Raw genomic sequence first — 21,639 nt, 5'->3', positions numbered from 1 at the left:
TCGCTTGCATTTTTCACGGTGCTTTTTAAAATACGCTTTTGCTTTAAAAAGCACCTGCCCCCTCGAGGATTCTCCCGTGCACGCTCTGGAACAGAAAATCTTAGCTGAAGGTATCGTTCTCTCTGAAGAAGTTCTGAAAGTCGATTCTTTCCTGAACCACCAAATTGACCCTGTGATGATGCAACAAATTGGTCAAGAATTTGCCCGTCTTTTTAAAGATGCTGGCATCACAAAAATCATTACGATTGAAGCATCAGGTATTGCACCTGCGGTAATGGCTGGTCTTGAACTTGGTGTTCCTGTGATTTTTGCACGTAAATATCAATCTTTAACCTTAAAAGATGATTTGTATCGCTCAAAAGTGTTTTCTTTCACAAAACAAACTGAAAGCACGATCGCGATTTCTAAAAAGCACATCAATGCTGAAGATAAAGTTTTAGTGATTGATGACTTTTTGGCCAATGGTCAAGCGGCTTTAGGTCTTGCAGATCTTATTCATCAAGCAAGTGCTGAAGTATTGGGTATCGGTATCGTGATTGAAAAATCATTCCAACCTGGTCGTGATATTTTGCTTGAAAAAGGCTATCGCGTTGAATCATTGGCACGTGTGAAATCGCTGGCGAATGGTACAGTTGAATTTGTACGTGACTAGTTTGGGTTCAAAAGAAAAAAGAACACATCAGGTGTTCTTTTTTTTTGCTAAAAATTTGCCATTAAGGTGACATAAAGCGCACTTTTTAACGCCTTAGTTACAAGCAGACAAAACATCGGTGTGCAAAACTCGATAAAATTCAGGAAAATCGTCACATTTGATCGAATGGGTCAACTACTCATCTGTCAAATTACATTATGCTGCACCATAAATTCGGCCACTTTATTTTTTAAGGCTATGGAAAGTTATGAATACAGAAGATCAAAACATGGAAACGACAGTTAAATGTCCAAAATGTGGATCAACCCATATTGAAAAGCGTAACCATGAACAAAACTTACAAAAAATTGGTGGTGTCTTACTCAGTGGTGCAGGAACTGCTGCAGGGACTGTCGGTGGTGCGGCATCTGGCGCATCTATTGGTGCTGCGATTGGTGGCGTGACTGCTGGCCCACTTGGCGTGATTATGGGCGGAACCATCGGGACTTTTGTTGGTGCAATTAGCGTCGGTATTACAGGCGGTTTTCTCGGACACCGTTTTGGTAAAAAAGCCGGCGTGATCGTCGATCAAAATATTTTTCTCGACTACCAATGTTTAGATTGCAAACAGCGCTTTGAAGTTGAGCAACAGCCTGAAGACGCTGCAAAGACTTCGGATCAAGACTAATTTCGATATTAAAAAAGAGCGCATCAGCGCTCTTTTTTAATAGGTTATTGTTTTTCTAATATGTATTTCTAGTCTATTGAAATGCTATTCGAAACCATGGTTAATAGACTATTTTGAAGCATCGGCTAAAGATTTTGATTCTGCTTTGACTTGATCTTGTTTCGCCAAAAATTCTTTTTCTTCAGCTTTTTTCTCTTGCGGGAAATCCATACTGTGCAAAACTGGCATTGCCGTACACAAGGAAGATGCAGCCAATACGGAACACAGGAAAATCATTCGAAAATTAATAATAGACATCACACACCCCAAAGAAGAAATTTAAATACAAATCATGTAATCAAAAAATAAAAATAACGCGCCCAAAAAGACAGCAAAAATCGATTCAAGGCCATCACTGAGCAGGCTGTATTTAAAAACTTTCAATATGTTATTGATATCACTTATTTTGGGTATTTTAAGAATAGTTCGACAGATTTATTTTTATATTTTTGGGCGCAAATACAATATCGTAAATAAAAGAAATCACACGTAAAAAAGCAAGAAAAGTGCAATATTTAAACCTTTTCTTGCTCGTTCGCTACAAAGTCTGCGTAACTTCCTAGAACAAGTAAGTATCAAATCAACTTTTTGACCACTTCGCCTAGGCGTTTACCCTGCTCTTCACATAAGTTTCGCTCATCTTGACTCAATGACTGATCATGGCGCGGACCACTGACATGGCTTGCACCATAGGGCGTACCACCCGTTTTGGTATTCGATAATGCAGGATGGGCATTACTTAAACCCATAACCATCATTCCATGATGGAACAAAGGCGGCAGCATGGTCAGCAAAGTACTTTCCTGTCCGCCATGCATTGAACCTGAACTGGTAAACACACAGGCAGGTTTACCATGCAATGCGCCATTGAGCCAAAGCGCTGTGGTTTGATCCCAGAAATATTTCATTTCCGACGCCATATTGCCAAAACGTGTCGGTGAACCAAGGGCTAAACCTGAACAATGCGCTAAGTCATCTAAGCTACAGTAAATATCGCCTTCGGCAGGAATACTGGGCTGTACGTCAGTCACCACGGTGGATAAATTTGGAACGGTACGTATTTTTACCGCCATCCCAGAAGCTTCAATTCCATTGGCAATCAAATGTGCCATCTCACGTGTTGAACCATATTTGCTGTAATACAGCACCAGTACATAAGCTTGCGTCATTTTTATAAATTCAATGAAAAAAGAAAACTATACGGTATTTTTCCTATTTTTTGGTTAAGCTAAGTGATGAAAATTGCATAAACATGACTAAAATAACTCGAGACTTGAAAGCATGATCGAAGCATTTTTAAAAAAACTTCCCTTTTACGACAAGAAATGGTTTCAGTTTGTTTTATTTGTCATTCGACGTTTTGAAGCCGATCGCTGCCGTGAACAAGCAGGATCATTGACCTATACCACCTTGTTTGCAGTGGTACCCATGTTGACCGTATTTTTGGTCATCATCTCATCAATCAATGCCTTAGAGCCTGCTCGTCAACAGCTTCAACAATTGATTTATAGTAATTTTCTACCGAAAACGACAATTGCTTTTGATAAAGCACTGAATGCATTCACCGATAAATCCAGTAACTTGACCGTGATAGGTGTGCTGTTTTTATTCATTACCACAGTCATGATGCTGACCAGTATTGAGACGGTATTTAACCGAATTTGGCGGGTGCGTGAGACACGTGGCGGCATAATTGGCTTCATGCGCTATTGGACTATTATCTCATTAGGCCCAATCTTACTGGGTAGCGCATTTGTTGTGTCATCTACCTTGGCCTCTATGAATGTCCTCAGCAATAATTTTGCCGGCTATGAACTGGATGGGGCTTTTCTGCTGTGGATCTTGTCTTTTTCATTGACCATTTTAGGTTTTTTCATTCTGTATTGGACGATTCCCAACCGCAGTGTGCCGATTAAGGCGGCGCTGATCGCGGGTGTCTTTAGTGCCGTGGTATTTGAATTACTCAAAAACCTCTTTGGTTTTGTCATGTCAAATTTCACCAGTTATCAAATCGTTTACGGTGCTTTTGCTGCAGTGCCAATTTTCCTGCTTTGGATATTCCTTTCATGGAATATCGTACTGATTGGGGTAGAAATTAGTTATGCACTGACAGCTTTCAATTCGGGCAACGACCAAAAACGTCATCCTGTTATTATGTTGATGGATTTGCTTGAATTATTTTATAAAAAGCAAAAACTCGGTCAGAGCGTGACAGAAAAAGAAGCGCTTGAGGTTTTAGGGCGTGATGAAATCGGCCGCCTGCCAAGCTATATTTTATTGTTTGAAGAGCAACACCTGATTAAACGTACAGATGATGATCATTATGTTTTAGTTCGTAATTTAACCCAAGTGGACTTTTGGAGTTTTTACAGTAAGCTGCCCTATCCGCTCCCTAAACGGCAAGATTTAGGTCGCGTCGATCCACATGATGTTTGGATGGAAAAAATTGGGCCGCAATTGGTCGAATCGGATGATTATCTTGCGGCCAAACTCTCGATACCGCTTGCGACTATTTTTGAAGAAAAATAACCGTATAAATTAAAAGGGAGAACTGCAGTTCTCCCTTTTAATTTATACATGATATTAGATCGCTGTGCACTGATGTCCCATCAATTTAGACAACCACCGATGCAAGGTTACCGTCATCACTCCAACCATTACTAAGGCCGTTCCCAAAATAAAGTTCAGTTCAATCGTTTCGTTTAAGATCAATACGCCAAAGACTAGACCAAAGATTGGAGTAAGGAATGAAAAAACGCCCAAACCATTGGCCAGATATTTACTTAACAGCCAAAACCAAAGCATCAGGCTAAAAAATGAAATAATGAGCACATGAAAAATCATACTGCTGATGGACAACACCGTCCAATGTACAGTCATTTGTCCTGTCAGCCACGCCACGGGTAATAAAAACACGCAACCACCAACTAGCTGATAAAACAAGGTCTGAGTCGGAGGTGCATTAGAGAGTTTGGTGAGTCTTAATGAAATAGTGGTTAAGGCCCACATCACCCCAGCAAGTAATGCCATCGCATCACCCAACAGGGCTTGAGTGTTGACTGTAGTACTACTTTCACGTCCCATAAACGACAGTACTATTCCTGAAAAGGCAATAAAAATACCGACCCATTGGATCGCTGTAAGCTTTTCTTCAGGCAACTTCCAATGTAAACCTAGTGCCACGAATATCGGTGCGGTATAGAGCAAGACAACGGTATGTGATGCAGAGGTATAGCGCAGGGATTCTGCCACTAAAATAAATTCGGCTGAAAATAAAAACGCCAACCAGATACCCGGCAGCAAGTATTCTCGAGTATATAAATGTGTCCCCGGCTTAAGACGAATCAGTGGAAAGACCAACAGCGCAGCCAAACCCGATCGGATGGCAATTTGCATGATCGGCGCAATATCAACCGCGGCCAATTTCAAAATGACCTGTTGAATCCCTAAAATCATGCACAAAATAATCATCAAACCAGAAGCTTTTGCATCTAGCGCCTTATGCTGTTCCACACTATTTACTCGACAATACGATAAGCAACACTATAGAACTGTCAGAAATAAAATATATACTTCAAAATAGACAAGTGATCTTCTTATTCAGGCAAAATTTCTCATGCGTCATAAAGCTCGTGCAGATCATACGCAGTTGCAACAACTTCCCACCAACGATGAAATTCAAGCAGCACTGTGGATCAGTTTTCGTGACGATCCTGCACTGTCTGTTTATCCCGTTCATGGACATGCTTGGGGCGAGTTTGTCTATGCCTTTAATGGCGTAATGGAAGTGAATATCAATCAGATTGACTATATTACCCCACCGCCTTATGGCATCTGGCTTCCCCCACATTTAGAACACAGTGGTTTAAATCGTACAGCGGTTTCACATGGAACCTTATATGTACATGAATCGCTATGTACTCACTTACCGAAACAACCGGGGATTTTACTCAGCTCACCTTTAGTTACAGCGATATTCAGCCATTTGCGTCTGTTGCATCAACAAGCCGATCTCATGGAAAATACGGCCGAATATCAACGCTTACTCCATGTGATCTTAGATCAACTGCATCAAGCCAAACTAGTCAGTAGTTATTTACCGCATTCGGATCACCCTGCCCTCAAACAGCTGCTTGATTATTTACATCAACATCCTGCGGATCAGAGCGCGCTTGAGCAATTGGCAAAGCGGATAAATATGACGGAACGTACTCTAGCGCGTTATTGTCAAAAAGAACTTGGGATGTCCCTGCATGAATGGCGACAACGTCTCAAAGTCATGAAAGCCATGTCCATGCTCAACGCAGGCCAAACCGTCGAAAATATTGCCTTAGAACTTGGCTATGCCAATGCCTCAGCGTTTATAAATATGTTTAAAAAATGGATGCTTTGCACCCCAGATCAGTTTAGGAAATCCGCTTTAAAGCCCTAAATGTGTTTAAATTTAGCTATAAGGGTCTCTATAAAGTGATTCAACAATCCGTTAAGATCAAAAAATCCACGAAGAATGATAAAGACTCCATTTCGAATGAATAAAAAAACCATTTTAGCGCTGTGTTTATCTGCCGTATTTTTAATGGCTTGTAGTTCCAAAGAACAGCGTGAATTTAAATCCGCGCTCAAAATAGCTCAAAGTGGTGATGCGACCGCACAAATGAAAGTGGGTGATTTATACCTCAGTGGAACAGGCACAGAACAAAATATCGAACAAAGTGTACATTGGTACAAAGCTGCTTCGGATCAAGGCACTACGGACGCATTCGCATGGTTGATGACCCAAGCTTATCAAGGTAACCCGCATGCAGATCAAGTGATTCGAAAGATGCAGCAAGATGGCAATATTTTCCTTGCACACTGGGTGCTAGACCTTGCAAAAAAGACTCATGATCCTGCTGCTGAATATACCGTTGGTTGGATGTACGACACTGGAAAAGGCTTAATTCAAGATAAGCACCAAGCGCAAATTTGGTATGAAAAAGCAGCCAAACAAAAGAATGTCGAAGCGATCAAAGTCTTGGGAAATCAACACTATTTTTCTGAACATCCTTCGTCAACACCCGACAAAGCAGCTGAATATTTAAGCTATGCCGCAGAACAAGGGCAAGATGCTGACGCGGCGATGAAAATGGCACATTATTATCATTATGACATTCGTGATGGTGAAAAAGCGCGACAATGGTATGCCAAAGCAGGTGCATTGGGAGACACCGACTCAAAGTATATGGCCGAGACCTATGAAGCATGGAAAGAGACAGGCCCTATACAACCCAATGAACCACCGCCAAGCAGTCATGAATAGGTCAATCAAAAAAGGCTGCATTAAGCAGCCTTTTATTTATATTTAGCCCACAGATTATTTGACAAAGGTTGTCCAGATATAATCCTGATTTTTTCCTTTCAGCGTCATTTTCAACTGCTCACCTGACTGTAGTGCCGCGACACCTGCAGGCGTACCGGTCATGACCACATCACCTGCTTCAAGACTAAACACTTGGCTAATATCTGCCAACAAAGTACCCACATCAAAAATCAGCAATGCAGTATCACCGTTCTGACGCAGTTCATCATTGACATGCAAGGTGTAATGCACATTTTTCCAATCTTGAACCACCTCTTGGACATCGACCCAATCCGCAAGGATACAAGAACCATCATAAGCTTTGGCACGTTCCCACGGCTGACCTTTTTTCTTTAAGTCATCTTGTAGATCACGCAAGGTCAGGTCTAGCCCTAAAGTCACAGCTCCGACTGCTTCTAAGGCTTTGCGTGGATCAGTTTCAGCCGATAAAGGACGATCAATACGTAAACTTAATTCGCACTCATAGTGGCAACTGCCCCATGCAGGATTCCATGAGATGCCTTGGTCTAATGCGGTTAATGCACTTGGCGGCTTCATAAAAAGTACAGGACGGTCAGGAATTGCATTGCCTAATTCTTTGGCATGATCTGCATAACTACGACCGACGCAAACAATTTTAGATGGACGTGACTGCATACTACTCCCTCTTTTGTTATGAATAGATTGTTTTAGTGCTGAAAAGTATTGCTAAAAATCGCTTGGTCCGCAGTATCTTTAAATGCACTTTTCGGCACAATAATCACGGTTTTATTTTTCAGCTCAAGCATATAGGTCAATTTGCCTTCAGCAAAATTTGCCACTTCAGCATAATGAAAGACATTCTTACGCCCATTGGCATGAATTTCTGCATAGTCTTGAAATAAATCAATACCTTGTTCACTTTTGCCTAATTGGTATTTTACAAACTGACGTTTAAACATCATCGGTAAAAACCAATAACGCATGATACCCTGAAGAAGTAAAAAGAAAGCACCCAGCCCAACATAGTAGGCACCGACACCATCTACACCTAAGTAAAAACCCCAGATGATAATCCCAAGGCTAATGGCTGGCGTTAAAAAACGCGTAAATTGCTTTTTGCCAAAAGTAGCTAGTGCAAAACCATCCTGTGATTCTTCTAGATTTAAAAAATAGCGCAGCGATAATGCAGGTAGATTCTCAGACATAAGCTTATGAATATTTAAAAATGAATTGCGCTAAATACTACACCACAATTCAAACTTGCTTCATGCTTTTTAATGGTCGGTTGTAACACTTCACTACTTCCCTTCCACCTAGAAATACGTTAAAAACAGCAACAAATAAAAGATTGCATACGCAGGATGTGACATGCAGATAACAAAAATAATCATGATACTGGTGTTTCTGAGTGGACTGAGCATATCGACCAGTTGGGCCAAATTCGTTCAATGGCAACCCCAGATTCCTAGTAGTTTGGACTTGTTTAATGGCAATGCCAAAGCCTTGGCAAATCTTGCCGGTGATCACATCGTGATTTTTGCACATCCCTCACAGCAGATTAGTCTGCCCACGATGAAAGGAGGCCAAAAAGTCATTGGTAAATTTCAAAGTGCCGCCGTGGTTATCCCCACCAACAGCAAAAATGTGGCGAGATTACTCAGTAATTATCCAAACTATGCCGGCTTATTTCCCACGCTAAAATCTGCTGAGGTTTTGCAACAGCAAGGTTCAACCAGCCAAGTTGAATATCGCATCCATATTCCAACACCAATTCCGGTTTTAAACTTTAAAGAAACCGTGGTGATGCAGCACCAAATTGATCACAACAGCATTAATAGTTTGGTTCTGCAAGCACCGGTGCCCTTTGGTGCAGGAAAAATTGAATGGTTTGAGATCGATGCAACACACCTTGATTAGTGTGACCCAATGGGGCGATTTAAATCAGCCCAAAGGTTTTTGTTTAGCAAAATATTAAATGCCTTACCCGATGCTAAATTAGGGATTCCTGCGGGAACCAATGGTTTTTTACTCGAATCATTACAGCGCCGATTTAAAGCCTTTAGCAGCGAAACTCTCGCTGCAAATCAATTGCCTGAACTCAAATTAAATGCCTCTCAACTCGACAAAGTCACCCAATTAAGTCAAAGCTCGAAAGAACCTGTGTCCTTTATTTTGACAGCGCAGCGCGTTCCCTTTGGGCAAAATTATGAATTGATGCGCTTTAGCACCAGTTTTCAATATTATGCACAAGAGCCTTCGAGCTTACAGCGTTGGATTAATGTGTCTTCGTTCAAGCACTTATTTCCAAGACAAGTCAAACATATGCAAGTACAGAAAATTAATCCGCACCTCATGGATGCCGACTATAAAATTTCGGTGGGTTTAGGTGTGATCAATATTCCCTTTGATTTTAAGATGCGTTTTAACTATCCCGACTTACTGCAAAATCAATATACCGCAACCGGTGGAGACCTAAAGTTTGTCCGAGGTGCAATGCATATTCGCCCCTTACAACAAGGGTCGTTATTACAATTGACCAGTGCGGTGAAGATTGATGACAAAGCACCGTTTTTACTTCGTGCTATGCGCAGTATGCCGTATCACGACATGTTGCCGGCTTTAGGCGGAAATACGGTCTTTGCACTCAAAGTTAAACAGAAGTTAAGTTAGAACCTCGAGTGATGAGCTGAATTTATTGTTTTTAGCTATATTTCAGACACAAAAAAACCGCAACATGTGCGGTTTTTTCAATCTTGATCAAGTTGGTGCGCTCAGAGAGATTCGAACTCCCGACCCCTTAGTTCGTAGCCAAGTGCTCTATCCAGCTGAGCTATGAGCGCGACGTCTTGATGAGGCTCATTATACGTGATTTTTATTTTTTGTTAAGAGCTTTTTCATATAAATTTAACCAAACGCACAGCAAATAAACAATTACCCTTTAAACACGCTAAAAATCAGCTAGATTTACTTTTTTAATGGCTTTTGAATCACAAGTTTGAAATTTAAACTTAGCAATACTCACGTATAAATGCTCAAAATGGATAAAAAATATATTGCCCTCATTGAATCACGGCTTTAACTCACCCAACTTTTCTTTATCTTAGCTTTAAAAAAAATGCATCACCATGAACATCTGAAATAAGCGTTAATCTGTTGAAGAAAGCAAATGGAATAGAACGCTTTATAAAAGCAAAAGACAAAAGACAAAAGACAAAAGACAAAAGACAAAAGACAAAAGACAAAAGACAAAAGACAAAAGACAGGCTGCATCAAAACGATAAATCACAGGCACAAAAAAACCGCAACATGTGCGGTAATTTGTTCAAGTTGGTGCGCTCAGAGAGATTCGAACTCCCGACCCCTTAGTTCGTAGCCAAGTGCTCTATCCAGCTGAGCTATGAGCGCGTAACTTGTGTCGTCTTAAAAGACTACGTTTTCAGATTTACTTATTGGTGCGCTCAGAGAGATTCGAACTCCCGACCCCTTAGTTCGTAGCCAAGTGCTCTATCCAGCTGAGCTATGAGCGCGACATAAGTAAATCGTGGCGGTGAGAGAGGGATTCGAACCCTCGATACAGTTGCCCGTATGCATCCTTAGCAGGGATGTGGTTTCAGCCACTCACCCATCTCACCGTAACGTGCCGCCATAATACAAAGATCATGATACGACTGCAAGCACAGTCGTTATATTTTTTTCATTTTTTTACTCAATTAGATATTTTTTAAACGATTTTCAAAAAATTAGTGCAAAATTAGTTCAGCGCACACTGCTGTCCCCTACATTTCAGCTTTAAACCTTATAAAATATCGGCATAAAACACTTTATTGCAATCAATTGCGTGCAGTATCTGCTTGCATGACTTATGCTAATCCTAATCTTCTGATTTGAAGCCAAATACATATGAAAAACTGGGTCGACCCTGAAGCAAAAGCTGAAGCCGAACGTTATGACAATCCAATTCCAAGCCGTACTCTGATTCAAGAGACGATTGAACAACTGAAAACTGCAATGTCGCATGCCGATCTTGTAGAACATTTTGAAATTGCCGATCAAAAAAGTATTGATGCACTGAGTCATCGTCTGATTGCGATGGTTCGAGATGGTCAGTTGATGAAAGATGGATTTAAGTTCCAGCTTGCAGCTGAGCAACCGACTCATGAAGCAACGGTTTATATCAACTCAAAAGGTTTAGGCACAGCCAATATTAGCGGTGAAGATGACCTTTTACTTCCTGAGCGTGAGTTACGTCAGGTGTTTAATGGTGACCGTGTTAAAGTCCGCCAAACTTCGGTAGACCGTAAAGGCAAAGCATGGGGCTTTATTACTGAAGTTCTACAGCATCGTGTCAAAGAAATTATTGGTAAAGTGTCTGAGTATGAAGGTGAATATTTTATTCAGCCGGCAAATCCCAATGCACACCAACCGATTACGTTAGAAAGAGAATTAATCGAGCATGCCAAAGTCAAACTCGGTGACTCTGTACGTATTGCGATTGACAGCTACCCAACCAAAGAAGAATTTGCGACAGGTCATATTGTTCAGTCGATGGCTGATAAAGCAGACACTGAAATTATTATTCCGCAAACCATTTTAGAATTTGGTTTACCTTACGAATTCCCTGAAGCAGTACAACAAGAAGCCGACAGCTTTAAAGAACCGTCAGAACAAGACCGTGAAGGTCGTGTCGATTTACGTGATTTAGCACTTGTCACCATTGATGGTGAAGATGCCCGTGACTTCGATGATGCCGTGTATGCGGAAAAACGTCCGGGTGGTGGTTATCGTGTTGTGGTGGCAATTGCCGATGTCAGCCATTATGTACGTCCGGGTAAACCGCTCGATGACGAAGCTCAAGAGCGCGGTACATCGGTGTACTTCCCTCATTTTGTATTGCCGATGTTGCCTGAGGCGCTGTCGAATGGTTTATGTTCTTTGAACCCACACGTAGACCGTTTATGTATGGTCTGTGATTTAAACTTATCTCGCGCGGGTCGTGTCACTAAGTTTGAGTTCTATCCGGGTGTAATGCATTCAAAAGCTCGTTTGACCTATACTCAAGTGGCCGAATATTTTGAGGGTAATAGTCAAGCCATTCCTGAAGACCGTGATGTACGTAAATCGGTCAATACCTTATTCCAATTGTATCAAGTGTTGAAAGGCTTACGTGCTGAACGCCACGCGATGGAATTTGAAACCGTTGAAACTTATATGACCTTTGATGAGCTAGGCGGTATTAACGAAATCCTACCGCGTAGCCGTAATGATGCACACAAACTGATTGAAGAATGTATGTTGCTGGCAAACGTCGCAGCGGCAGAATATGCATTAAAAAATGAAATTCCAATGCTGTACCGTGTGCATGAGCCACCTGAGTTTTCACGCATTCAAAAGGTTCGTGATTTTGTGAAGTTATTGGGGCTACCATTCCCTGAACAGCCGACTCAAGCTGACTATCAAGCCGTGATTGATGCCACCAAAGACCGTATTGATGCTCCAAGCATTCATGCCGTTTTACTCCGCTCAATGATGCAAGCTTATTATGGCGCGAACAATGCAGGTCACTTTGGCTTGGCTTATGAAGCGTATACGCATTTCACATCTCCAATCCGTCGTTATCCAGACTTGTTACTTCACCGTGCCATCAAAGCACAATTGAAGAAAAAACCTTACCCAATTTCTGGCGCTTCGCTGGATGATGCAGGTGAACACTTCTCTGCGACCGAGCGCCGTGCAGATGAAGCTTCTCGTTCTGTCACTACATGGTTGAAGTGCCATTACATGCAGCAGCATTTAGGTGAAGAGTTTGTCGGCACCATCAGTGCGACTGCTGAATTCGGCCTATTTGTAACGCTCAAAGACTTATATGTTGATGGCATGATCCACGTCAGCCAATTGGGTGATGACTTCTTTATCTATGACCAACCGAGTCAGAGCTTAATTGGTCAATCTCGAGGTCAAGTTTTCAGTCTCGGCGATGAAGTGAAAATTAAAGTCGCTGGTGTAAATCTAGAAGAGCGCAAAATCGACTTTGAATTGATTCAACAATTGAGTCATGCAGGTCGTGCTATTCGAGCGCGTGCCCCTCGTGTTGCAAAGCCTACAGCCAAAGAAGAAGTCTTTTCAGAGCGTAAAACCAACGCTGCTGAAGATGGAGAACAGCCCATACGACGCAAAAAATCGAAATCTAAGCCCAGTTCATTCGGTAAAAAGCCTGCTAAAAAATCTGCAAGCAAATCTGAAGCGAAGGCTAAAGATAAAGTGAAGAAAAAATCTAAACCGAAAAAGAAAAAATCCAATGCAAAATCATCTGCGGATTAAGGTTTAAATCAAGAGCGCTTCGGCGCTCTTTTTGATTCTTAAATTAAAATTAAATGCTTGATATTTCAACTAATATTACTATCTTTTAGCCGTCTTTTAACGGCAGTTATTATGAAAACAATATTTACTGTACTACTAACATGTTCAATTTTATTCAGCACAGGGTGTGCAACCATGTTTAATGGTTCATCTCAAACGGTCAACATTCGTAGTAACGATGCCGATGCAAAACTCTATGTAAATTAATAGTATATAGGTAAAAACAATGCTGTTTATACTTTTAAAAAGAAAGAAAACTATGTTTTAAAGGCTGAAAAAACAGGCTGTAAAACGACTACAGTCGTTCCTACAAAAACGTTTGACCCTACAACCCTTCTCGGGGTTTTAGTCGACTGGGGAATTATTTCTATTTTAGTGGTTGATGGTGCGGCAACAGGCTCGTGGCAGAAATTCAATCAAACAAATTTTGTGATTGATCCTGATTGTTAATTCATCATTAAGCCTGCATTACATGTAGGCTTTTTATTTCATAATAAAGAATAAAAATATAAACCTTGATTTAACCTGCAACAAACCCTACATCTATAAATAACTCAGGATTTATATGAAGTAGAAAATATGACTTTAGAAAAGGCAACTTTGCCCGTTCCTCAATTTGATCAAATTACCTTAGATCAACTCAAAGAAAAAATTCAAAATGCGATTCAACACGGTCAACAATTTCTAAATGAACTGACGGTTGTTCCAGATTCGGTACAAAAACAACTGAATACGTTAGAACAGGTCGATGACCTTGAAAATAATATGAGTGAAGCTTGGGGTGTGCTCTCGCATCTAAATGCTGTGATGAATAATGCTGAAACTCGTGAACTCTATCAATCTTTATTACCTGGCCTGAGTGAGTACTATACGCAGCTAGGTCAACATACAGTGTTGTATCAAACGTATCAGCATGTACATGACAACAGTGTATTCGACACGCTTCCTGCAGCACAGCAAAGCGCGATTAAACTTGCGTTACGAGATTTTAAACTTTCAGGCGTAGCCTTAGAAGGTGAAGCGAAAAAACGCTATGCAGAAATATCTGCACGACTTTCACAGTTATCATCAGACTTTTCCAATCACGTATTGGATGCCACCCAAGCCTACTTCAAACCTTTAACTGAAGCGCAGCTCAAAGGACTACCTCAAGGCAGTATTGAACTTCTGAAACAATATGGTCAGCAACGCGAACTCGAACAGGCTGTAGCCACACTCGACTTCCCGTCTTATATTGCCATTATGACCTATGCAGAAGACCGCGAAGTGCGTGAAGCACTCTATAAAGCCTATACCACACGTGCTTCTGATCAGGCAGACTCTGCTGAATTTGATAATACAGCGGTCATGGAAGAAATCTTGAAACTACGTCAGGAAATGGCTAGCCTGCTTGGTTTTAACAACTACGCCGAATTGTCTTTAGCAAGCAAAATGGCACCCGATGTGGCAACAGTAGATCAGTTCCTGATTGAATTGGCAGAACATGCGCGTGCACCAGCAGAGAAAGAAATCGCTGAACTGAAAGCCATTGCAGCGCAAGACGGTATCACTGAGTTGCAACCGTGGGATGCCACTTTCTATTCAGAAAAACTCAAAGTTAAACAGTTTAATTTGTCACAAGAAGACCTGAAGCCCTACTTCCCTGCACCTAAAATTATTCAAGGCTTGTTCAGCATTGTAAATCGTCTCTATGGCATCAATGTAATCGAGCGTGAAGCGCCTGTTTGGCATCCTGATGCACGTTATTTTGAACTTGAAGATCAAGGCAGCGTGATTGGCGGTTTTTACTTTGACCTGTATGCACGAAGCGGTAAACGTGGCGGCGCATGGATGAGCGGCTTCCGTTCACGCATGCAAACTGAAAATGGTCTGCAAAAACCAATTTGCTACATGGTCTGCAACTTTACCCCACCTGTCGGTGAGCAAGCTGCTTTACTTACCCATGATGAAGTAACGACGTTGTTCCACGAATTTGGTCATGGCTTACATCACATGCTCACTGAAGTCGATAATATTGCTGTGGCTGGTACACATGGCGTGGCGTGGGATGCAGTAGAGCTACCAAGTCAATTCATGGAATTTTGGACTTGGGATCAAGAAAGTTTAGATTTACTCAGTGAACATATCGAATCAAAACAAACTTTACCAGCCGATCTGCTAAAAGCACTGCAAGATGCACGTTTCTTCCAGTCTGGGATGCAAACATTACGTCAAATTGAATTTGCCATGTTTGACTTAAATATCCATAAGGCCAACCCTGCTTTGGACGCTGCAGGCATCCAACAAACCTTAGACGATATTCGTCAAAAATATGCAGTTGCACCCACTACTTCGTACAACCGTTTCCAACATGGTTTCAGTCATATCTTTGCAGGTGGTTACGCTGCTGGTTATTATTCATACAAATGGGCAGAGGTTTTGGCAAGTGATGCCTTCGACCGATTCGAAAATGAAGGAATTTTTAATACTTCGACTGGCAAGTCGTTTAGACAATTTATTCTAGCAGTTGGCGGAAAAGATACGGCACTTGACGCATTTATCAATTTCCGCGGACGCGAGCCAAAAATAGATGCTTTGCTGCGTCATCAAGGTTGGACGAACGCATCTAAAAACGCTTAAACTAGAGACCTTAGTTAGATTCAAGGTAAGTATGATGACCATTAAACGACGCTTCATTGCAGGTGCAAAATGTCCAAAATGCCAAGCGATGGACCGGGTTGTCATGCTGACCTCTGGCGAAGACGAATGGATCGAATGCATTGATTGTGGTTACAGTGAAAATCGACCGACTCATGTCGATCAACCTGAACAACCTGCCGTGCCAGACGATATCGGTGTGATCCAATTTAAGCCACGTCAGCCTAAATAAAAATTAAGGTCAAGCAATGACAGAAGATCAAAGACATAATCCAAAATTGTTAGTTGGAATCATTGGGGGCTTAACGTTATTGATTGCTATCTTTTTTGCATATCAATGGTTAAGCAGCAGTACAGCAGATAAATCTGCACTTCAAGAAGAACTGGTCGCTGCACCGGCTAAACCGCCTGTTGCAACCCCTGTCCAATCTGAGACTGAAGCATCAGTCCCTGTCGCAGAGACTGAAACCCTTAAATTGGTCGAAGAAGACATTTTAGATGCAGCTGTACCTGAAAATGCCTCTTTAGCCAAAGAGGAAATTGCCAAATTAGATGACATTCAACAACAATTGAATGATCAGGAGCAAAGCTTAAAACAGCAACATTCAGATGCAGATGAGCTGATTAAACTGAAAGAAGAACAAATTAAATTACTCGAAGCACAGTTAGCACAACAAGCAAAATAACCGACCTCTGCTACACCATGCGTACTTATAGGCTAGAATATCATCAGATATTCTAGCCTTTTTGTTATGTCCACTACTACACCACAAAATATCCCCAAAGCAATTGGCTTTCTCATGCTATCAGCGCTGCTTTTTTCCATTATGGGGGTTTGTATACGCTTCGCATCTCACACAGTAGATAATGCCACCATCGTTTTTTTTCGCAATGCGGTTGGCTTATTGATCTTTCTACCTTTGATCCTACAAAAGGGCAGCACATTTTTTAGAACTGAAAAATTGTGGATGCATACATGGCGTTCAATTGTAGGCTTGGTGGCAATGTATGGCTTTTTTTATGCCATTGCCCACTTAAAACTCTCCAATGCCATGGTCTTCACCTATTCCTCGCCGATCTTCATCCCCTTAATTGCATGGTTATTTTTAAAAGAAAAAATGACCCTGAGTATGCTCATTGCCGCAGTCATTGGTTTGATTGGCGTCCTCTTCGTCGCAAAGCCCGATGCAGGAATGTTCAATCAGTTATCACTGATCGGACTGACCGCAAGCTTCTTGGCAGCCATGGCATTTGTCACTGTCCGTGCCCTTACAGCAACTGAACCACCTGAACGCATCGTGTTTTATTTCTGCTTTTTTGGCACGCTCATATCGATGATCCCGATGCTCTGGCTCTGGCGTCCTTATAGTTTAAAGGAGTTAGCTTTTCTGATTACAGCGGGACTTTTGGCCAATATCAGTCAAATTTTTATGTCCAATGCCTATAAGCTTGCACCCGCAGGTCAAATTGGTCCCGTCAACTATATCGCGATTATTTTTGCCGGTATTTGGGGCTTTACACTGTGGCAAGAATTGCCAGATATTTACAGCCTATTCGGCTTTGCTTTTATATTTTTAGCGATTTTGCTTTGTAGTCCGATCCTACAAAATAAATTTAAAGAGTCATAATAGTCTCATTCACTTACCATCAATCGCACAGCCCCTTATTCAATAAAAAAGCACCCGAAGGTGCTTTTTGTATAGCTCACTGCGAATTTATTGGTACCAACCAAACAGTTTCAGAATATAAGGAGCATAAGTCACGATCACCAAAGCTGGGAACAATACAAGGATCGGTAAAATCCAACGTTCATAGCGATAATAGAAATTGGTGTATTGGGCTTTTGCTTCTGCATCTGCTGCCCGCACCTCCTCATCCCCGACGGAGAGTCGTGTCAATAAGTGATTCAGCGCTACAGGTGGCGAAACATAACCGAGCTCAAAGGCAACCAAAACGATCATCCAGAAGTGAATCGGATGAATACCATTTTCATAAGCTACTGGTGCAATCGTTGCTGCAACCAAAATCACTGCCCCGAATGGATCTGTCGTCATACCAATAATCGCCAACAACAATGCGATAAAGGCCAACGAAATATAGATATTGCCCAAATGCGTTGGTAATAATTCAACGATCTCTGTCCGTTCAATCAAACCGCCGACACTTGCCGACAAGGCCATTAAGATAATTAATGCGCCAATGTGTCCAACCGTTTCTGAAGAAGCAAACCAAATTGAACTACCGAAACCACGACGGTTAGCCCCATGTCCACCATGTTCACGCATGAACTCAGAACTTTGCTCATGTTGTAAGCTGAGTTGTTCATGTGCATCTACAGTTTGCGAAGTAAAACGATCTGCAAACCAACGGTCAAACATAATGTAAACAATCAGAATAATCGGTAGAACCACAGGCGCGGTGAACTCATCCATTTGTGTATCTAAACCGTACTTGTAGAAAGCAATCACAAGCAAGGTCAGTACAATATACGGAATCACGGGAATGAATGCTTTGAGCATGCCCGGAATAGCCACTTTCGGCGATGCCACACGGAAACGTGTTTCTGCCAAGAATAGTGAAATACCCAAGAACAAGAATGCTGTTAGCCAGAACACATAGATACCGTGATCAAATAGTTCATCTGACGTGACATGGCGGCTATCAAGCATCGAGATCAAGATAATCAATAGACACGGACGAATGACCACACCTAAGGAACCTGACATTGCAGATACAGCGAGTGCGAACTGTCGACGAGAGCCAGAGTTCCACACTTCTTTATAAATAATTGCACCGGCTGCCACAACGAAAATCCCTGAAGCACCGGTATAAGCGGTTGGAATCGCCGCGGCAATCAGAATTAACCACGTCAAGGTCTCAGGTGCTAAGTTCCATGGACGTAAAATCCCCAAGAACAAATCCATCACACGCGTTTGGGTCAATAACATCCCGGCCCAAATAAACAGTGCAAGGTTCAGGAAAATCCCAGAGAATTCGACCAATTGTCCGAGGTAAATCCCCTGACCCATTGGGTAGTCCATAAAGAAGGTAAATGCTACACCCGTAATAATCGCCATAAAGGCATACAACGGTACACTCAATAGCGCAAAACCAATATTCCCCGCCCCCTGCTCTTTCGCCGCAGGTGGTTTAAAGAACTGATAAATACTGATGAGGGTGACAATACCAAACAGGGCTAACCACAACCAATATACCGCCAAAGTTTCTGTGGTCGATTTCACCCCAGAATTCAGGACTGAATTAAATTGGCTATATACCGAGAAGGTTAATAGGCCATTACCAATCGCCATGAATAAAGCATAGACTTTATAATCCAAGCGTGTTGTTGGCGCACGTAGACCGATATGGTGAAATTTCACTGAAGCGGTAATGGCAGATACCAAGACCATCAATAAAAGAATCAATACACGGTTTTCAGAACCAAATTTAAAGATGCCAAAGAATGTCGTTTCAATCGCACGATAAGTACGAATACTTGGATGCTCATCTAAATAAGCTTTTGCTTTGTCATAAAATTGGAATTTTTCTTCACATTGCTGTACACCTGCCATGACTGATGCACGTACATCGGATTCAGATGCTGTACCAAAAATGTCAGCAAATTCATCCGCCGCATTGGCTTTCATTTGCGTTTGCACCATTTTTTCTACATCTGGGTGGCGGTCACAATCTGGCTTGGTCGGTTCTGCACGTAAAAATGAATACTGCATCCCAATGCTTTCATTACCATACAAACGCTCACCAGTACGCAGAAGCTGACCATGAATCATCTCCCCTGTCCCGATAATCAATGTAAGCAGAAGCAAGATCAACACGACTAGAGTCGAAATCCATTCTGTCCAGACATACCTTAACAGCCCGACGATGCCGGATCTGTTTTGTGTATCATTTTGCATGAGTCTTCCTATTTTTTATTTTGGAGCCTAGCGGGGCTAAGCATCCTTTTCCTTATCGGCTCGAGAAGTTCCTTTCCCTGACCTAACTGTTTTATTATTACGTTTAAATTTGCATCAATATTCAAAACATTAAAATGACAATATGTATTTTCTTTTCGGTTTTTTTTGTCAACCCAATCACCTAAAGTGCGTTAGCGATCCCAGAAATAATTACCAATAAGATAAAACACGGCGATGACAATGCCCCAAATCACCCCCAATAAATGGGCTTCGACTAAAACGGGGCTTCCTATTAATTCTGCCGTTCCGGTATTCCCTACGGTATTTTCCCACACCAATTTTGCCAAAATCAGCAAGAGGACAAAGGCTGCAAAATTTCGCTCCCGCTTATACATTAAATGTACGCAAGCGACCGCAACATAGGCGCCATGCAAGACACCAGATAATCCTGCATAGGCTTCAATATCGGGAAGGAAAAAATAGAAACTTAGACTGATTAAAGGGGATAAAATCAATAAGATGGCAACAAAGTGCCATATTGAAACTCTTGGAAAAATAAACGGTAAGCAGATAAAGGCCAACATATTTAAAGCAAAATGAATCCAACCAACATGAACCCAATGGGCCGTCCATAAGCGCCAAAAGTCATGAAATAAATCATCTTGCCAGTAGATAAAATAGTCTTTAAATACCTGTAGCGAGGCACAGATCGAAACGAATACGGCAAGAAAGACAATTTTCGGAATTAAAAATTGTGTTTTCATTTTCGCTCCTCCTGTACCTCACATTTGGACTACATGCTTTATTAATTTGTTGCAGCACCACTCGTTTCTGTAGCACCACTGCTTTCAGCATCACCACTAAACAAATCATCAAGCTCGGAACTATTGGCACTTTCATCCCAGAAATGTTCCATACCATCATCACCGGTACGAACGCCTGTATGTTCAGTCCAATAACGATCTGAAATCCCTTTCACCATGCTTTCAGCCATACTGTCGATAAGCTTAAATTGCGGGTTAACAGGTTTTTCATCACTACGCGCTTGTGCAAAGGTACGTAAGGCATCACGGATTTTCGCATCATCGCCACTGGCTTGTGCAGCAACTGCATATAACGCATGTGACAGTCTTACGCCTTTTTGCTCACCAATTTGCGCCGATTGTTTTAAGGTTTGGTATGGATCAGGTTTTCCATCTCCTGCACCCGGCAATAACGTCCAGATCACAGCGCGGGTTGCATTTGGTGCGCCCCAGAATTTTTCATTATTCAGACACACCATACCGCGTTCAACGATCGCAGCAATGTCTTTCGGAACGTTTACCGCCCCACCTGAGTTAATATCATTGGTCATGGCCTGTAAGCCACTTAACATTCCCAACATATACACTGTTTGGTCAATGTCGCTGTTCATTTTTGGACAGCCTTCACCTAGACTTTTCTTATACTTCTTTTCAAAACGATCTTGAAATAATTGATAGCCGGTATATTGACGCTGTGCCGCAAGTGCCGCCCAACGCTTTTGCTCAACACGGGCATCCTGTGCTTCGGTCACTTGGTTGGCTTTAGATGCACGTAAATAGCGTAACTCTGCGTCCAAGGCTTTTTGTTCTGCACAAATCCCTGCTGCTGAATACATCAACACAGCCACACGTGTTGGGTCTGCGCCCATATCTTTGGTGGCCATAATGGCTGGAGTTAATGAATTACCTGAATTACACACCATTTCAGCATCTTCCATGGCTAAAATGGGTGGCACAATATGTTTTTCGGTAAATCCGAGTGCGACATTAGCACCGGTTTTTACAACCTGCGAACAACCCGCGAATAATGTACTTGTTATTGCTACAACTGCCACACCCTGGCATATTTTTTGGACGCTCGACATTTTCCTGTCCTCTATAATTGTGTTATGTCCATCACGACAAACATATCAGAAGCAAAAAATGAATAAAAGAGTATTTGCTCTAATTTGAACGACACACTGTGCCATGAATCACGCTGAATGCAATTGACTGATTTTTTAGAAAGACTAAATTTTAGGCAAAAA

Annotated in this window: 19 protein-coding genes, 4 tRNA genes and 1 pseudogene; 12 read left to right on the top strand and 12 right to left on the bottom strand. The window is 41.8% G+C overall.

Annotated elements, in window-relative coordinates; all coding sequences use genetic code 11:
• Positions 1-76 precede the first annotated feature (76 nt).
• Both FTU62_RS14485 and FTU62_RS14480 read left to right on the top strand, forming a co-directional pair.
• On the top strand, positions 77-652 hold the full coding sequence (locus FTU62_RS14485; RefSeq protein ID WP_078189246.1) for a xanthine phosphoribosyltransferase: 576 nt from the start codon (positions 77-79) through the stop codon (positions 650-652).
• A 268-nt stretch (positions 653-920) separates the two neighbouring features.
• A complete protein-coding gene (locus tag FTU62_RS14480) occupies positions 921-1,319 on the top strand; it encodes a hypothetical protein (RefSeq protein ID WP_180049320.1) in 399 nt (132 codons plus the stop codon).
• Positions 1,320-1,427: 108 nt separating this feature from the next.
• On the opposite strand, the gene FTU62_RS14475 is transcribed toward FTU62_RS14480, so the two are convergent.
• Together FTU62_RS14475 and wrbA are read right to left on the bottom strand one after the other, a co-directional pair.
• Positions 1,428-1,616, bottom strand: a complete 189-nt coding sequence (locus tag FTU62_RS14475; protein ID WP_180103024.1) for a hypothetical protein — start codon at positions 1,614-1,616, stop codon at positions 1,428-1,430.
• A gap of 317 nt (positions 1,617-1,933) precedes the next feature.
• A complete protein-coding gene (gene wrbA, locus FTU62_RS14470; RefSeq protein ID WP_078192437.1) occupies positions 1,934-2,527 on the bottom strand; it encodes an NAD(P)H:quinone oxidoreductase in 594 nt (197 codons plus the stop codon).
• Between the two features lie 112 nt (positions 2,528-2,639).
• Between wrbA and FTU62_RS14465 the strand changes: the two genes are divergently transcribed.
• Positions 2,640-3,887, top strand: coding sequence for a YihY family inner membrane protein (locus FTU62_RS14465; RefSeq protein ID WP_180103023.1), 1,248 nt, complete (start codon positions 2,640-2,642; stop codon positions 3,885-3,887).
• A 54-nt stretch (positions 3,888-3,941) separates the two neighbouring features.
• On the opposite strand, the gene FTU62_RS14460 is transcribed toward FTU62_RS14465, so the two are convergent.
• Entirely contained in the window at positions 3,942-4,871 is a 930-nt protein-coding gene (locus tag FTU62_RS14460; protein WP_180103022.1) for a DMT family transporter, read from the bottom strand.
• Positions 4,872-4,974: 103 nt separating this feature from the next.
• Here FTU62_RS14460 and FTU62_RS14455 point away from each other — a divergent pair, with 103 nt between their 5' ends.
• The gene (locus tag FTU62_RS14455) at positions 4,975-5,790 is read left to right on the top strand and encodes a helix-turn-helix domain-containing protein (protein ID WP_111885935.1); all 816 of its coding nucleotides are present in this window, start codon (positions 4,975-4,977) and stop codon (positions 5,788-5,790) included.
• Between the two features lie 96 nt (positions 5,791-5,886).
• Complete coding sequence (locus tag FTU62_RS14450) at positions 5,887-6,657, top strand: tetratricopeptide repeat protein (RefSeq protein ID WP_180103021.1); 771 nt, start codon at positions 5,887-5,889, stop codon at positions 6,655-6,657.
• Positions 6,658-6,711: 54 nt separating this feature from the next.
• Here FTU62_RS14450 and FTU62_RS14445 read toward each other — a convergent pair whose 3' ends face one another.
• Together FTU62_RS14445 and FTU62_RS14440 are read right to left on the bottom strand one after the other, a co-directional pair.
• The gene (locus FTU62_RS14445; RefSeq protein ID WP_267967533.1) at positions 6,712-7,377 is read right to left on the bottom strand and encodes a fumarylacetoacetate hydrolase family protein; all 666 of its coding nucleotides are present in this window, start codon (positions 7,375-7,377) and stop codon (positions 6,712-6,714) included.
• Between the two features lie 8 nt (positions 7,378-7,385).
• Positions 7,386-7,883 carry a YcxB family protein gene (locus tag FTU62_RS14440; RefSeq protein ID WP_078189254.1) on the bottom strand — a complete coding sequence of 166 codons (498 nt, stop codon included), beginning with the start codon at positions 7,881-7,883 and terminating at the stop codon, positions 7,386-7,388.
• Between the two features lie 184 nt (positions 7,884-8,067).
• Between FTU62_RS14440 and FTU62_RS14435 the strand changes: the two are divergent.
• Positions 8,068-9,348: pseudogene (locus tag FTU62_RS14435) on the top strand (SRPBCC family protein).
• A 93-nt stretch (positions 9,349-9,441) separates the two neighbouring features.
• Here FTU62_RS14435 and FTU62_RS14430 read toward each other — a convergent pair.
• The 4 genes from FTU62_RS14430 to FTU62_RS14415 all read right to left on the bottom strand — a co-directional run bounded on the left by FTU62_RS14430 (position 9,442) and on the right by FTU62_RS14415 (position 10,310).
• Positions 9,442-9,518, bottom strand: a tRNA-Arg gene (locus FTU62_RS14430).
• A 488-nt stretch (positions 9,519-10,006) separates the two neighbouring features.
• Positions 10,007-10,083 (bottom strand) — tRNA-Arg (locus FTU62_RS14425).
• A 45-nt stretch (positions 10,084-10,128) separates the two neighbouring features.
• Positions 10,129-10,205: transfer RNA gene (locus FTU62_RS14420), tRNA-Arg, on the bottom strand.
• A gap of 15 nt (positions 10,206-10,220) precedes the next feature.
• Positions 10,221-10,310 (bottom strand) — tRNA-Ser (locus tag FTU62_RS14415).
• A 268-nt stretch (positions 10,311-10,578) separates the two neighbouring features.
• On the opposite strand from FTU62_RS14415, the gene rnr reads away from it, so the two are divergent.
• The 6 genes from rnr to FTU62_RS14385 all read left to right on the top strand — a co-directional run bounded on the left by rnr (position 10,579) and on the right by FTU62_RS14385 (position 17,300).
• Entirely contained in the window at positions 10,579-12,996 is a 2,418-nt protein-coding gene (gene rnr, locus FTU62_RS14410; RefSeq protein WP_180103020.1) for a ribonuclease R, read from the top strand.
• A gap of 111 nt (positions 12,997-13,107) precedes the next feature.
• Entirely contained in the window at positions 13,108-13,242 is a 135-nt protein-coding gene (locus FTU62_RS17500) for a hypothetical protein (RefSeq protein WP_257223233.1), read from the top strand.
• A 372-nt stretch (positions 13,243-13,614) separates the two neighbouring features.
• Positions 13,615-15,654, top strand: coding sequence for a M3 family metallopeptidase (locus FTU62_RS14400; protein ID WP_180103019.1), 2,040 nt, complete (start codon positions 13,615-13,617; stop codon positions 15,652-15,654).
• A gap of 40 nt (positions 15,655-15,694) precedes the next feature.
• Positions 15,695-15,904, top strand: coding sequence for a YheV family putative zinc ribbon protein (locus FTU62_RS14395; protein WP_171256675.1), 210 nt, complete (start codon positions 15,695-15,697; stop codon positions 15,902-15,904).
• Positions 15,905-15,920: 16 nt separating this feature from the next.
• Positions 15,921-16,358 (top strand): hypothetical protein, encoded by a 438-nt coding sequence (locus FTU62_RS14390; RefSeq protein WP_180103018.1) that lies wholly within the window; start codon positions 15,921-15,923, stop codon positions 16,356-16,358.
• Between the two features lie 66 nt (positions 16,359-16,424).
• Positions 16,425-17,300 carry a DMT family transporter gene (locus tag FTU62_RS14385; RefSeq protein ID WP_180103017.1) on the top strand — a complete coding sequence of 292 codons (876 nt, stop codon included), beginning with the start codon at positions 16,425-16,427 and terminating at the stop codon, positions 17,298-17,300.
• An 87-nt stretch (positions 17,301-17,387) separates the two neighbouring features.
• Here FTU62_RS14385 and FTU62_RS14380 read toward each other — a convergent pair whose 3' ends face one another.
• The 3 genes from FTU62_RS14380 to FTU62_RS14370 all read right to left on the bottom strand — a co-directional run bounded on the left by FTU62_RS14380 (position 17,388) and on the right by FTU62_RS14370 (position 21,477).
• On the bottom strand, positions 17,388-19,589 hold the full coding sequence (locus FTU62_RS14380; protein WP_180103016.1) for a TRAP transporter large permease subunit: 2,202 nt from the start codon (positions 19,587-19,589) through the stop codon (positions 17,388-17,390).
• A 191-nt stretch (positions 19,590-19,780) separates the two neighbouring features.
• Positions 19,781-20,353, bottom strand: a complete 573-nt coding sequence (gene rrtA / locus FTU62_RS14375; RefSeq protein WP_078192449.1) for a rhombosortase — start codon at positions 20,351-20,353, stop codon at positions 19,781-19,783.
• Positions 20,354-20,394: 41 nt separating this feature from the next.
• On the bottom strand, positions 20,395-21,477 hold the full coding sequence (locus FTU62_RS14370) for a hypothetical protein (RefSeq protein WP_180077067.1): 1,083 nt from the start codon (positions 21,475-21,477) through the stop codon (positions 20,395-20,397).
• Positions 21,478-21,639 lie beyond the last annotated feature (162 nt).

This window comes from Acinetobacter sp. YH12126 (assembly GCF_013418745.1).
Taxonomy (GTDB): Bacteria; Pseudomonadota; Gammaproteobacteria; order Pseudomonadales; family Moraxellaceae; genus Acinetobacter; species Acinetobacter amyesii.
Note: the sequence above shows the minus strand (reverse complement) of the source record. Positions and strands in the feature narration are given on the sequence as shown.

Excerpts from the sequence above, each read along its gene's own strand:
- FTU62_RS14480 (WP_180049320.1), top strand. The coding sequence starts at position 921 with ATGGAAACGACAGTTAAATGTCCAAAATGTGGATCAACCCATATTGAA.
- FTU62_RS14475 (WP_180103024.1), bottom strand. The coding sequence starts at position 1,616 with ATGTCTATTATTAATTTTCGAATGATTTTCCTGTGTTCCGTATTGGCT.
- wrbA (WP_078192437.1), bottom strand. The coding sequence starts at position 2,527 with ATGACGCAAGCTTATGTACTGGTGCTGTATTACAGCAAATATGGTTCA.
- FTU62_RS14465 (WP_180103023.1), top strand. The coding sequence starts at position 2,640 with ATGATCGAAGCATTTTTAAAAAAACTTCCCTTTTACGACAAGAAATGG.
- FTU62_RS14455 (WP_111885935.1), top strand. The coding sequence starts at position 4,975 with ATGCGTCATAAAGCTCGTGCAGATCATACGCAGTTGCAACAACTTCCC.
- FTU62_RS14450 (WP_180103021.1), top strand. The coding sequence starts at position 5,887 with ATGAATAAAAAAACCATTTTAGCGCTGTGTTTATCTGCCGTATTTTTA.
- FTU62_RS14440 (WP_078189254.1), bottom strand. The coding sequence starts at position 7,883 with ATGTCTGAGAATCTACCTGCATTATCGCTGCGCTATTTTTTAAATCTA.
- rnr (WP_180103020.1), top strand. The coding sequence starts at position 10,579 with ATGAAAAACTGGGTCGACCCTGAAGCAAAAGCTGAAGCCGAACGTTAT.
- FTU62_RS17500 (WP_257223233.1), top strand. The coding sequence starts at position 13,108 with ATGAAAACAATATTTACTGTACTACTAACATGTTCAATTTTATTCAGC.
- FTU62_RS14400 (WP_180103019.1), top strand. The coding sequence starts at position 13,615 with ATGACTTTAGAAAAGGCAACTTTGCCCGTTCCTCAATTTGATCAAATT.
- FTU62_RS14390 (WP_180103018.1), top strand. The coding sequence starts at position 15,921 with ATGACAGAAGATCAAAGACATAATCCAAAATTGTTAGTTGGAATCATT.
- FTU62_RS14385 (WP_180103017.1), top strand. The coding sequence starts at position 16,425 with ATGTCCACTACTACACCACAAAATATCCCCAAAGCAATTGGCTTTCTC.
- FTU62_RS14380 (WP_180103016.1), bottom strand. The coding sequence starts at position 19,589 with ATGCAAAATGATACACAAAACAGATCCGGCATCGTCGGGCTGTTAAGG.
- rrtA (WP_078192449.1), bottom strand. The coding sequence starts at position 20,353 with ATGAAAACACAATTTTTAATTCCGAAAATTGTCTTTCTTGCCGTATTC.
- FTU62_RS14370 (WP_180077067.1), bottom strand. The coding sequence starts at position 21,477 with ATGTCGAGCGTCCAAAAAATATGCCAGGGTGTGGCAGTTGTAGCAATA.